Genomic DNA, 12,720 nt, shown 5'->3' on the forward strand with positions numbered 1-12,720 from the left:
GGGGCGGCACTCAGCGAGCGTCCGGCTCCGTGCGGGAGATGCGGAGCAGCGCCGCGGAGGGCGCGGTGGGCAGGGTCACGGTGAGGTCGGCGGTGTCCCGGTTCCAGACGGCAACGGTCTGACCCGCGGCGGGGTACAGCACCTCGGCACGGGCCGCGCCGCCCGCCTGTTCGGGCAGCCGAAGGGTGGTGGTGGCCGCACCGCCTGGGCGGCGCCAGACAGTGAGGTAGGTGGTGGCGGGGGTGTGCAGGGCCAGGGCGATCCAGGGGTCGTCCCAGCCGGGAAGGCCGAGCGGCCAGGACGGCACGGCCTCCGCCAGGTCGGCGCGGATGGTCTTGTATGCGGCGACCGCCTCGTGGACCAGGGCGCGGGCCTCGGGCCCCAGTTCGGGCAAGTGGCCGGAGAGGTGGATGCGGCCGAGGAGGGCGCTCACCATGGTGAAGGCGACCTCGTCGAGGGAGTCCTCCGGCTGCGGATAGGCCCACACGGCGCCCTGCTCGGGGGTGACGGCGGTGGGCGCGGAAGCCGCGATGGGCGCGTAGAGCTGCAGGTTCTGCTGGTCGCTGGTGGACTGCAGTTGCAGCCGCGACAGCAGGGCGTGGTCCCAGCGCATGCCACCCGAGGCGCAGTTCTCCACCACCAGCTGCGGATGGCGGTCCAGGATGCCGTCGAGCCAGTCGAGGTGCGCCCGGTTGTGGCCGAGCAGACCGGCGCCCGGGGCCTCGCCGGGGTGGGCGCTGGTGCCCGAGCCGGGGTCGATGTTGTGGTCGAGCTTGAGATAGCCGACGCCCCACTCGCCCACCAGGCGGTCCACGACCTGGTCCAGGTGGGCACGGGCGGCGGGGTGGCGCAGGTCCAGGTGGTGCCGGCCGGTCTCCGTGAGGCGGACGCCGTCGCGGCGGAAGAACGCCTCGTCGGGCAGGGACTTGGCCATGGGGCTGTGCACGCCGATGACTTCCGGCTCCAGCCACCGGCCGGGGACCATGCCGCGCTCCCGGATGCGGTCCAGCACCTCGTGGATCCCCTTCTCGCCGGGGAAGCGGGAGGCGGCCGGTTCCCAGGCGCCGACGGTGGTCCACCAGCCGCCGTTGTCGCCGTCGTACCAGCCCGCGTCGATGACGAAGTACTCAGCGCCGGCCTCGGCCGCCGCGTCGATCAGCGGCAGTAGCTTGTCGGTGGTGGGGTCGCCCATCAGGCAGTTCATGTAGTCGTTGAAGATGACGGGCAGACGCCGGTGGTCGGCGTGCGGGCGGCGGTGGGCGCGTCGGTAGCGGGTCAGCGCGGCGAACGCGGCGTCGGGGCCGCCGTCGGCGCTGAAGGACAGGGCGGCGGGTACGGTGCGGAAGGCGGCGCCGGGTTCCAGGGGGTGGCGCCAGCCGTGGTGGGCGTCGGTGGGCCCGAACAGTGCCACGTAGGCGGCCCGGTCGTGCTCTTGGCACTCCCAGCGCCAGCCGCCGCCGTTGTGCTCGATCTGCCACACCCAACTGCGGCCGGTACGCCGGTCCGTGAGGCCGCCCATGGGCAGGTGTCCGCAACTGGACCAGGTGCCCTGGCCGTTCAGGGCGAAGCCGGCCTTGCCGTGCCCGTACTTCACGTGTCCGCTGACGCCGGGTGTGGTCCGGCGCATCGGCTGCCGCTGCCAGCGGCACTCGGCGAGCCAGTCGTTCTCCGCCCACAGCAGGTCCGCGGCGTCGACGGCCGCCGGATCCTGCGGAGTGAGGCAGCCCACCGTGAGCGAGCTGACCGACTCCAGGTGCAGTGTGGTCCGCCCTTCGTTGCGCAGGGTCACTTCGCTGCGGAGCACGGCGATGCCGTCAGGCGACCGGTAGACCACCTCCGCGGCCAACCCGGTTTCCGGGTCGTGGAGATACACGGTCAGCGTGTGCCAGTCGCCGTCGCGGGCCGCGCGGTGGGCCCGGTGGCGCAGCCGCCCGCCGAGAGCGGTCCCGATCAGACGGCTGCCCGACCAGCCGCGGCCCTGCCCTGCGGCCGTCACCTCCACCAGCGGCAGGGACGCACCGGGGTCCCCGCCCGCTTCGCCGGGCAGTCCGAGATGCGTCAGACGGGCGCTGCCGTCGTCGCCGAGGACGAACTCGAGATGCAGGGCGTCGTGACCCCAGCGGAAGCTCCGCTGTTCGTTCTCCATGGTGTCCTTTCCAGGTCAATGGCCGGGCCGTGGGCCGGTGTCTCGGTACAGGCCGTGCTCGCCGTCGAACTCGACGGCGAGCACGGTGGTGTGCGGCGCGGTGATGCACAAGGGCAGCGCGGCGTCAGAAGCCCACGGCGCCCCAGGAGTGAGCCGTGTAGTCGCCCGGCCCGAACTCCCAGCCGGCCATGACGCTGTTGAGGTAGTGGTCGTTGGTGTAGAGGCCCTTGTTCTTGCCGTAGTCGAAGAACGGGGTGAGGCTGCCGGACCACCAGCCGGACCTGCTCCTGTCCAGGAAGCTGAGGGTGTGGTCGCCGTTCGGCCAGTTGTAGTCGTAGATGTCCCAGCTGCGGCCGCCCAGGCTGACGTTGGTCACGGTCGGGATCGCGTTGCCGTTCCCGTCGTAGCGGTCGGCCAGCGGCTGGGTGTTGGACCAGTTGAGCCAGATCATCAGCTCGGTCTTGGAGTTGCGGTTGTTCGGCTCGGGGTAGGGGTCGATGAAGATGTCGTACGTGGCGTTGTAGCGCGAGCCGGACTTCGGCCACGCCGACTGGCTGAACCACGAGTTGTTGTTGGGGTTTACGGCTCCGATCTTCTTGGGGAGTGTGGTCACCGGGGACGACCAGCCCCAGTCCTTGCCGTTGACCATGGCGACGAAGCCGGTGCCGGTCGAGGAGTTCACACCCCAGGAGTTGTCGTTGCCGTACCACGTCGAGGCGTTGCCGCCGGTCGCGTAGTGCTTGAACCAGTACGTCTGTGACGCTGCCACTGCCGAGTTCGGCAGGGTGAAGACGAGAGCCAGAGCCGCGAGAAGCGCGGCCCAGCCGGTACGGAATTTCATCAGCCCTCCGGAATGTGTGCTGAGTGGGGGGATCACACAGGAGAGGAGAAGTCGGTCGTCCTGCCCTGGCGGCAGGGCTACGTCGGTCTCCCCTTCGGGACGGCGGGTGCGGAGCGGGGCGGCCGGGAGCCGAACCTCACTTCGGATCGCCGTAGATGACTCCGCGTCCGTTCGTCCCGAAGTAGACGCGACCGTAGATCCGGGGGTCTCCGGTCATGGTGTTGCCGGTCCAGGCGTACTGGTGCCGGTCGTCGTTGATGCGGACCCAGCGCCGGCCCGCGTCGTCGGACCGGAAGATGCCGCGCACGCCGTGGATCTTGGAGCTGGTGTAGACGGCGGGGTACGGGGCGCCGGGTGCGGCCTTGCCGAATCCGACGACGTCGCCCTCGTCCACGGCCTCGAACCTGGTGAACGACGCTCCGGAGCCGGTCGACCGCCACAGCCCGTACGGTGTGGGGGTGGCGGGCTTGTTGGTGCCGCCGGCCAGCCAGATGTCGCCCTCGTGGCCGGGAACCGGCTTGAACCGGACGTTCCCGGCCGTGGGCAGACCGGTTGCCGCCGTGGCCGTGAAACTCTTTCCGGCGTCCGTGCTGAGGTAGAAGACACCTGAGTCGTAGGCGTAGAACTTCGCCGGGTTCACCCGGTCCGAGCGCACCGAAACCCCGGCCGGCAGCCCCTTCGAAGCCGTCCAGGTCGCTCCGTGGTCGTCGGACCAGCTGACCGGCGCACCGGCCGGTGACCAGACGATCCGCTTGCCGTCGGCGCTGATGGCGACGGCCTGGTCTTCGACTCCGGGCCCGGTGACGCCGGACGGCTCACTGCCCGACGGCTTCCAGGTGTCGCCGCTGTCGGTGGAGATGGCGAAGTGCTGGGTCCAGCCGCTGGTGGGATGGCCGACCCGCACGAGGGTGTGAGGCGCCAGCTCCGCATAGTCCAGGGCAGGGGTCCCGCCGAAGGTCGGGCTGTCGTACATCTTCGGGGCCTTGCGGAAGTCCGTGTGCCGAAAGCCGCCGACATCGCCCACGCCGGAGAAGAGGTGTGCGCGACCGGCGGGCGGGCTGATCACACACATGACAGCGGTTTCCTCCAGCCCCTGGGCCCGCACGGAGATGTGCACCGTGCCGCCGCTGTCCCAGTCCGTCAGGTTGTCGGCGCCGTAGATCGTCGCTCCGGTGCCGTACATGAAGTGGTCGGAGTCGAAGGGGTCGATCTGGACGGACTCCATCATCCAGCCCAGCTTGGGGGTCATCTCGGGCAGCGACGGCGAGGCGTTCCAGGTCAGCCAGGGGGCGACGGAGATGTCGATGTCGTAGCGCAGGGTGCGCTCGGAATCCGTGCCCAGTTCCCACGCGGGGGTCCAGCTCGCGCCGCCGTCGGTGGAGCGGAAGAGGAGGCAGTCGGGGGACCACTTGACCTGGGTGGACACCATCAGGGTGTCCGGGTTCTGCCGGTCGATGGTCAGGCCGCTGTAACCGTACTGGTTGTCGTCGCTGGTGGAGGGGACCGGGCTGATGCGGGTCCAGGTGCCGGTAGCGGTGTCCAGCTTCCAGACGTCGCCCTTGGAGCCGTCGTAGGGGCCGGCGGTGTCGCTGGTCGCCAGGTACAGGTAGCCGCCGACGTGGTCGAAGACCGCGTGGTGCGGGATGAAGCCGGTGGGCTGCCCGGGGACGCGTTCCCAGGTCGCTCCCGCGTCGGTCGACCGGTACAGGATGTTCTCCTTGTCGGCCACGGTGACGTAGAGGGTCCGGGTGGCCTTCCCCGCTCTGCCGGTGCGCTTGTCGAAGACGACTTGCAGCACGCCCAGGTTGTCGCCGTTGTATCCGTCGGGGTCGGTGGGGTCGATGACGAAGTTGCCGACGTTGGGGAAGTCGGCCACCTTCGCAAAGGTCTTGCCGTGGTCGGTGCTGCGCCACAGCCCGTGGCCCCCGCGCACTCCCAGGTAGAGGATCCTGTTGCGGTTGGGGTCGATCACCAGCCGCTCGCCGATGCCCCGGCCGGGCATGTTGCCGCCCAGCCGGAACGGCAGGGGAGTGGCCTTCCAGGTGCGGCCGCGGTCGGTCGAGCGCAGGATCGCCGCCATGCTCGGGTCCCACTCGGGGAGGGTGTAGGTGCCCGCCGCCAGGTAGACGCGGTCGGGGTCGACCTCGTCGGTGGCGATGCTGATGATGCCGGTGTGTCCGTACTCGTCCCAGCCGATCCAGTCGGTGAGGGGGATCCACCGCCGGGACGCCGTGTCGAGGCGGTAGGCGCCGCCGATGTCGGTGCGCGCGTACACCAGTCCGGGCTCACGCTGGTTGAAGACGATGCCGGTGACGAAGCCGCCGCCGACTATCTCGGCGTTGCGGAAGGTGTAGGGCGTGTGCCGGACCTTCCCGGCCACGCGGGCGGATGTGGCGGATGTGACGGGTGCGGCGGAGGCACCGGAGGGGGCGAGCAGGGGGAGTGCGGCCGTGGCCGCCCCGGTGGCCAGCAGGCCTCGGCGGGAGAGGCGCGGGGCATGGGTCATGACGGGTCCTTGCCTTTCGGGTGCGGGTCCGTACGGGGCCTGCGCACAAGCCGCGGTCCGGCCGGCCGGCTCCAGTAGGAGATTCCGTAGGCCTCGTCCGGCGCGCCGAGGGTGCCGGACGTGCCGTAGGTGTTCCCGCCGGCGGGCTGCATGTTGATCGTGGTGCCCAGCGCCCGGGACACGGTCTGGTAGTCCTCGTTGGCGGCGGGCAGCGGTGAGAGGGAGGCGGCGCCCGCCACGCCGGCGGCTGTTCGCAGGACGACTCGGCGGTTCATCTCACTGCTCATGTCGTTGCGGCCCTTCGTTTGCGTCGATCCGACCGGCGGGCGGGCAGACGCTGCGTCGTCCGGTGGTCTCATGTCCGGAGGGCGGCAGCCAACCGAGTCGATGCGCTTCGACGTTTCGGTGAGACTAAGGCCGTGTTTCCGGGGGCGACAACGGCCCGTCAAGGTCACTTTTCGATAACAGGCACGGTCGGGTGTGAGGGCACGCACCGCCCTCCATGCGGCTTTGTCCCATGTGAGCTGGCCTTCTAGGTGAACTCTCAAAAAGGAACGCCGACGCCGGAAGAACGGCTCGCGACGGCTGGGCGACCTGTGATTGACACACGACTCAGCGTCATGTCAACGTCGAAGCGCTTCGACTCCTTCTGCGACAGTGCGATCGACAAAAGCCGTACGCCGCCCGGCTCCGCAGTCGCCAACGCTTCCCGCGCCTTCTCCGTCGACCTCCTGCAAGGGACTTCTCAGGTGAGTACCGCCGTCACATCCCCCGAGCCGCCCACCACCGACCTGCCGTTCCGTGACCCCGCGCTACCCCTCGCCCGGCGAGTCGACGACCTGATCTCCCGGCTGACGCTCGACGAGCGCATCGAGCTGCTCTACCAGTACTCATCAGGAGTCCCGCGCCTCGGACTGGCCCCCTTCAAGACCGGTACCGAAGGCCTGCACGGCGTGTCCTGGCTGGGACCGGCCACCGTGTTCCCGCAGGCGGTAGGCCTGGGAGCGACCTGGGACGAGGAGCTGCTGCACGAGGTCGCCACGGCCGTCGGCACCGAGGCCCGCGCCTTCCACCAGCGCCCCGTCGCCGACGGCCACCGGCACAGCCTCCAGGTCTGGGCCCCCGTGGTGAACCTGCTGCGCGACCCCCGCTGGGGCCGCAACGAGGAGGGGTACGCGGAGGATCCGCTGCTCACCGGCCGGCTCTCCGTCAGCTTCTGCCGCGGGCTGGCCGGGGACCACCCGGTCTATCTGCGCACCGCACCGCTCCTGAAGCACTTCCTCGCCTACAACAACGAGGACGAGCGCGACATCTCCTCCTCCGTGGTACCGCCCAGGGTGCTGCACGAATACGACCTCGCCGCCTTCCGCCCGGCGATCGCGTCCGGCGCCGCCACCGGCGTCATGCCGGCCTACAACCTCATCAACGGCCGCCCCTGCCATGTCAGTCCACTGCTCGAGACCGAGGTACGGCGCTGGGCCGAGCCCACCGGCCACGAGCTGTTCGTCTGCAGTGACGCCGGAGCGGTGACCAACCTCGCCGAATCGGAGCACTACTTCGACGACCACCCCACCTCCCACGCGGCGGCGGTACGCGCCGGCGTCGACAGCATCACCGAACTGGACGAGGACGGCAGCGTCACCCTCGACCGGCTCCGCACGGCGGTCGACCGCGGGCTGCTCACCGAGGACGACATCGACCGCGCCGCGCGACGCCACCTGTCGATACGCTTCCGCCTCGGCGAGTTCGATCCGGACCTCGACCCCTACGCCGGCATCCGCGACGACGTCGTGGACAGCCCCGCCCACCGGGCGCTCGCCTTGCGCGCCGCCACGGAGTCGGTGGTGCTGCTGAAGAACGACGGCGCACTGCCGCTGTCACCGGCCCCCGGCAGGCGCGTCGCGCTCGTCGGTCCGTTGGCGGACGCCCTCTTCGAGGACTGGTACAGCGGCACCATGCCGTACCGGATCACCATTGCCACCGGCCTGGAGGCGGCCCTCAAGGAGCGCGGCGTCGAAGCGGTCCGCGCGGAGGGGGTCGACCGGATCACGCTGCGCGCCGCCTCCACCGGAGGCCTCCTGCGCGTGCCGGCGCTCGACCCCGGCGGGCCCATGGTGGCCGGTGCTCACCCGGACGAGCAGGAAGCGGGCGACAGCGCCTGCCACGACCTGTTCGACTGGGGTGAAGGTGCGCTGACCCTCCGCAACGCCTGCACGGAACGCTACGTCACCCTCAAGGACGGCGACCTCACTCTCGCCGCCGACCAGACGCAGCCGAACGGCTGGTTCGTCCACGAGACCTTCCGGCTGGAACCCCAGCCGGACGGCACGGAACTGCTGCGCAACATCAGCAACGGCCGCTACGCCGCCGTGGACCCCGCCACCGGCCGCGTCACCCTCTCTGCCCAAGCCCCCGAGCAGGCGGAACGCTGGACCCGAACCGTCGTCAGGGACGGAATCGCCGAAGCCGTCGCGGCCGCCGCCTCGGCGGACGTCGCCGTGGTCGTCCTCGGAAACGACCCACACATCAACGGCCGCGAGACCGAGGACCGTGCGGGCATCTCACTGCCGCCCGCGCAGGAGGCCCTGCTGTGCGCCGTCGCCACCGAGCGTCCCGAGTCGGTACTGGTCATGATGAGCAGCTACCCGTACGCCGTCGACTGGGCGGACGAGCACCTGCCCGCCGTGGTGTGGACCTCCCACGGTGGGCAGGAGACGGGCCGGGCACTCGCCGCGATCCTGCTCGGCGAGGCCGAACCCTCCGGACGGCTCCCGCAGACCTGGTACCGCGGCGACGACCCGCTGCCCGGCCGCCTCGACTACGACATCATCAGCGCCGGCTGGACGTACCAGTACCACGAGGCCGCACCGCTGTACCCCTTCGGGCACGGCCTGTCCTACACCAGCTTCGCCTACTCCGGCCTGCGGCTGTCCGCCCGGGAAGCGGCGCAGGACGACACCCTGGTCGTGAGTGTCGAGCTCACCAACACCGGGACGCGCACGGGCACCGAGACCGTGCAGCTCTACACCCGCGCGCTCGCCGCCCGCCACCGCGCGCCCAGGCGCAGACTGACGGACTTCCGCAAGGTCTCCCTCACCCCCGGTGAACGGCGGCGGCTGGAGTTCGACCTGCCGGTCGCGGCCCTGGCTTACTGGTCCGTCTCGACCGGCGCCTTCGCCGTGGACCCGGGGCCGTACGAGATCCTGATCGGGCACTCGGCCGAAGCCATCGCCCTGACAGCGCCCCTCACCGTGACGGGGCCGGCGCTCCCTGCCCGCACTCTCCTCGGCGGCCGGCTGGAGGCCGTCGACTTCGACGAGTGCGAGGGCGGCACGCTCGTCGACGCCAGCCGGGAGAAGGGGGAGGCGGTCACCCCGGCGACCGGTGACATCCACTGCGCACTGCACTACCGCTCAGTCGACCTGGGCAGCCCGGCAGACGGGCCGCGGGTCATCACGGCCGAGGTGACGTGCGCGACGGAGGAGGACGCGACCGTCGAGATCTACGCCGACGGCGCCCCCGGTGCCGGCACCTTGCTCGCCGCCCTCCATGTCCCCGCCGGCACCGACGGCCGGTACGACTGGCGCACGGTCAGCGCACCGATGCCGGCGGAGGTGACCGGGGTGCACGATCTGCGTCTCGTTCTGCGGGGCGGTGTCCATCTGGCCGCGATCGTCGGCGGGACGTGATGAGGAACGGCGGGACGCGGTAAGGAGCCGTGGGACGCGGCAAGAAGACGGTCCGCCGCCGCTTTCCACACTCTCCGACCATTGACGCACGCGGCCCGCGCGGATCTATCCTCTGCCTGAACAGGGGGCACCCGGGCTCCGGCCGCGGCGTCGTACCGCCGGACGGTGTGGAGGATCGGGTTCCGTACCGGAGGAGGGCCGGGGCGGGTATGCGACAGACCGCACGCCATGACGTCGTCTTCGTCGCCGGCACCGCCGGAGAGCATGAACTGACCTGGTCGCAGCAGGCCCATGAACGCGAAGGATGTCACCCCCATCTCCACGGACCCCGCAACAGGAACGTACGGATGGGGCGGGCACTGGACGGCCGGCCCGACATGTCCGCGGTGCTGCATGCCTTCGCCGCGGTCATGGCTCACTTCGAGGCGCTGCGCACGCTCTATCCACGTGACGCGGACGGGCACCCGCGCGCGGTCGTCGTGGCTTCCGGCGTGCTCCAGATCGACGAGTACGCCTCCGACGCCCCGCCGACCTACGACGAGCTGAGCGCCTTCACGCTCCGCCTGGCCGAGCCCGGATTCGCCCCGGACGACCTGCCGTTGCGGGCCGCCGTCATCACCGTGGACGGCAGACCCCTCCACATCGCGCTGTCCTTGCACCACTTCTCGGCGGACACGACGAGCGCCCGGATCGCGGCCGAACACATAGCCCGACTGGCCGCCGATCCGGGCGCCGACCTCGGCTCGGGGTGGCAGCCGCGGCAGATCGCGAGCTTCGAAGCCAGTCCCTCGGGGCGGCGGCACGCCCATCGTGTCGACACCCATGACCGGGCCATGCTCCGTCGGTCCGCCATGCCCGAACTCCAGGCGCCCCCGGGCCACAGGGCCGCCGTCTACAACTTCGTATGCCTCGACTCCGCGGCGGTCGCCCTCGCGGCAGCCGGTCTTGCGAAGCAGTACCGGACATCCGCGGCCGCCGTCCTGCAAGCCGCATACGCGTGCACGCTCGCCGAGCAACTCGGCATCGGCACCTGCGTGTTCAACACCGTGATGCCCAACCGGCAAACCACCTTCGCCCGCGAGGCGGTGGCCCATATCGCCGGCAGGGCCCTCGTCCCGGTCGACACGTCCCTGGGCAGCGACCGGTTCCCGGCGCTGTGCCGAGCCGTCGACGCGGCACTCGTCAGATCCTCCTCCGTCAGCCTGCGAGAGCCCGACCGCTACGCCAGATCCCTGGACGAGGTCTCCGCCGAACTGGGCCGCTCCGCACACAACCCGTACGTGGTCAACATCCGCCCCATAGCGCCCCGCACGCTGATCCGGGCTCGCGCGGACAGGGCACCGCAGGACCTCGACCGAGCCATGGCATCCAGCCGTTACCGACGATTCCCCAAACCCGTCGACGCGTACTCCGGAAACCTCTCCTTCGATGTGTGGGGCATGTCCGAGACGGCCGGAATCAGTCTCGGGACGGATGCGACGTCGTTCGACGCGAGGGATCTCGAACAGATACTGCGGTCCTTCGAGAGCCGGCTGGTCGGAGCCGCGATCGGCGGTCACGCCGCAAGGAGCGGCTCCTTCGCCGGCGCATAGGGCGCGGCGGAGCGCGGATGGTCGGCGTCGAGATCACTCACGACGCCGGGTGTGCTGACTGATGCGAGCGGCCTGCCTCTCTGACGGAGCATTTGGTGCAGTTTTCCGGGCAACGGTGCCGCCGTCGGTGCAACGCGTCCCACTTTCGGATGGTCGGAGTCCGGCCTGTCGGCGGGGGTAGTCCCGCTGGTCGGGGGAGTGAGCGGCTTCGGGCGCCGCGATGGGATGGATGTGCAGGTCAAGGCCGAGAGGAGCGGGAGAATGAGTACAGTCGGGCCCAAGACGGGACCTGCGTTGGCGAGAGCCCTGGCAGTAGTCTCCGGCACGGTGCCTGCCGCCGTGGCCGCCGACACCCGGGGCGTACGGGCGGACATCCGCGCCGATGTGAACCGGGACGGGGCGGTCGACGTCACCGGGGATTCCGATGTCGCGGGCAAGGCGGCGTGGAACAGCGGGCGAGGTGCGATCTTCCTGCCCAACCTCGGTGACACGCACCGGCGTTGCAAGACCAGGACGCCGGACGGCCGCCGGCTGTCCCATTCGCCAAGGTGGCGGCCGTCCACCCGGACTGGAGTCGGCGGATCTACGGACGCGGCCGGGAGCGGCACCGGCTGCGTCACGGCATCGAGGAACTCGGCCTGTACAACAACGTCTTCCTCATGGGCGTTCGCACTCCCATGCACCCCGAGTGGGCCAAGGGCGCCCTCGCCGTGGTGTCCAGCAGCAGTGAACCATCCGGCATGTCCGTCGTGGGGGCCATGAGCTGCGGGCTCCCGGTCGTGAGCGCCGACTGCGACCACGCGCCCCGCGAGATCATCACGCATGGCCAGGACGGTCTCATGGTCCCGGACGACGGCCCGGTCGAGGACGCGCTCGCCGACGCGCTGTGCCGTCTGATCGAGAACGACGCCGAGCGCAGGCGGATGGCCGCGGCGGCCCGGCGGAGCGCCGAGCGCTTCCGGCCTGAGCACATCGCCGCGCAGTACGAGGCCCTGTTCACCCGCCCTTCGGCCCGGGCGCGGCAGCCGGTCGACGTCGAAGCCCACGGCCGGTCCACGGCTGCGAAGTCGGCTGCTGGGCCTGACAGTTGCCCGAGTCGGTCAGCCGGTCACGGTCGGCTGCAGGGTGCTTCCGGGAGGCTCGCTCGCCTTCCAGCTGCCCGAGGGGCGACCGGCGCCCGCCGGCTGGAAGCTGGTCCTGCACCCCCGTACCGATACCTTCGCCGCGACTCCCCAACTGCCGCTTGAACAACCCGACACGGGCGGCGACGGCCGCGTGCGTGCCGTCCTCGACACACGTCACCGGGAACTCGCCGAGGGCGACTTCGACGTACTCCTCCAACGCGCCGGCGGCAGCCGGTGACGACCGGTCCGGGCAGGGCTCATCGAGACCGCGCGCCTCCTGGATCCCGCAGCCCTCCGGCCGGCGGACGAGGGAGCGCGGACATGGATCCCGTACGCCACCGAGGACGGGCGTCTCGCTGCGCGCGCCTGGCTCCGGCCCGCGCATGCGGAGGTCACGTCCGTCGAAGTCGGCGACGAGGCGATCCGGTTGAGGGGCTCGCTCCATGGAAGGAGGGCATGGGCGCACCGCTATCGCTTCGTGGCCCGCCTCCGGGCGGACGGCGGGCACCTCATCGACGCCCCTTGCCCTGTCGATCCGTACGGCGATTTCCACGTCACTCTGCCGGTCGACGTGGTGGCGGACCTCCACCCCGGAGGAGCTGTGGGACCTGCGCCTGAGCGCGTACGGCGGGCCGGAGATCCGCCTGGCGATGGTGACCGGGGACCTCGCCGACCGTCAGGACGTGAGGGTGTTCCCCGTCGTCCGGAGCGTGGGCCCCGGCGGCGGGCTGTCGCTGCGGCCCCAGCTGACACGTGATCACGACTTGGCGCTGCGCACCGCCGATGGGCGGGGCGGTGCTGCGGAGGCGTAGGAGATCACGC

The 12,720-nt window shown here is 70.8% G+C and carries 8 protein-coding genes; 4 read left to right on the forward strand and 4 right to left on the reverse strand.

The window, feature by feature from the left end; all coding sequences use genetic code 11:
• Positions 1-10 precede the first annotated feature (10 nt).
• The 4 genes from ADK36_RS23035 to ADK36_RS23050 form a co-directional block, all read right to left on the reverse strand.
• Positions 11-2,146, reverse strand: coding sequence for an alpha-galactosidase (locus ADK36_RS23035; protein ID WP_053198814.1), 2,136 nt, complete (start codon positions 2,144-2,146; stop codon positions 11-13).
• 124 nt (positions 2,147-2,270) lie between these two features.
• The gene (locus ADK36_RS23040) at positions 2,271-2,987 is read right to left on the reverse strand and encodes a GH12 family glycosyl hydrolase domain-containing protein (protein ID WP_053198815.1); all 717 of its coding nucleotides are present in this window, start codon (positions 2,985-2,987) and stop codon (positions 2,271-2,273) included.
• Positions 2,988-3,123: 136 nt separating this feature from the next.
• A complete protein-coding gene (locus tag ADK36_RS23045) occupies positions 3,124-5,493 on the reverse strand; it encodes a sialidase family protein (protein ID WP_053198817.1) in 2,370 nt (789 codons plus the stop codon).
• Positions 5,490-5,780: a hypothetical protein gene (locus ADK36_RS23050; RefSeq protein ID WP_159391184.1), complete on the reverse strand. Its 291-nt coding sequence runs from the start codon at positions 5,778-5,780 to the stop codon at positions 5,490-5,492. The genes ADK36_RS23045 and ADK36_RS23050 overlap by 4 nt, the downstream gene beginning before the upstream one ends.
• A 462-nt stretch (positions 5,781-6,242) precedes the next feature.
• Here ADK36_RS23050 and ADK36_RS23055 point away from each other — a divergent pair, with 462 nt between their 5' ends.
• From ADK36_RS23055 to ADK36_RS23070, 4 genes are all read left to right on the forward strand, one after another.
• Positions 6,243-9,182 carry a glycoside hydrolase family 3 protein gene (locus ADK36_RS23055; protein WP_053198901.1) on the forward strand — a complete coding sequence of 980 codons (2,940 nt, stop codon included), beginning with the start codon at positions 6,243-6,245 and terminating at the stop codon, positions 9,180-9,182.
• A gap of 209 nt (positions 9,183-9,391) precedes the next feature.
• A complete protein-coding gene (locus ADK36_RS23060; protein ID WP_053198821.1) occupies positions 9,392-10,774 on the forward strand; it encodes a condensation domain-containing protein in 1,383 nt (460 codons plus the stop codon).
• A gap of 548 nt (positions 10,775-11,322) precedes the next feature.
• A complete protein-coding gene (locus ADK36_RS23065) occupies positions 11,323-12,021 on the forward strand; it encodes a glycosyltransferase (protein WP_053198823.1) in 699 nt (232 codons plus the stop codon).
• 320 nt (positions 12,022-12,341) lie between these two features.
• Positions 12,342-12,710 (forward strand): hypothetical protein, encoded by a 369-nt coding sequence (locus ADK36_RS23070; protein ID WP_053198824.1) that lies wholly within the window; start codon positions 12,342-12,344, stop codon positions 12,708-12,710.
• The last annotated feature ends 10 nt before the right edge of the window (positions 12,711-12,720 follow it).

Origin of the sequence: Streptomyces viridochromogenes (assembly GCF_001270495.1) — a bacterium.
Classification (GTDB): domain Bacteria; phylum Actinomycetota; class Actinomycetes; order Streptomycetales; family Streptomycetaceae; genus Streptomyces; species Streptomyces viridochromogenes_A.

Coding starts and splice junctions, on each gene's coding strand:
- ADK36_RS23045 (WP_053198817.1), bottom strand. CDS start 5,493: ATGACCCATGCCCCGCGCCTCTCCCGCCGAGGCCTGCTGGCCACCGGG.
- ADK36_RS23040 (WP_053198815.1), bottom strand. CDS start 2,987: ATGAAATTCCGTACCGGCTGGGCCGCGCTTCTCGCGGCTCTGGCTCTC.
- ADK36_RS23050 (WP_159391184.1), bottom strand. CDS start 5,780: ATGAGCAGTGAGATGAACCGCCGAGTCGTCCTGCGAACAGCCGCCGGC.
- ADK36_RS23070 (WP_053198824.1), top strand. CDS start 12,342: ATGGAAGGAGGGCATGGGCGCACCGCTATCGCTTCGTGGCCCGCCTCC.
- ADK36_RS23035 (WP_053198814.1), bottom strand. CDS start 2,146: ATGGAGAACGAACAGCGGAGCTTCCGCTGGGGTCACGACGCCCTGCAT.
- ADK36_RS23060 (WP_053198821.1), top strand. CDS start 9,392: ATGCGACAGACCGCACGCCATGACGTCGTCTTCGTCGCCGGCACCGCC.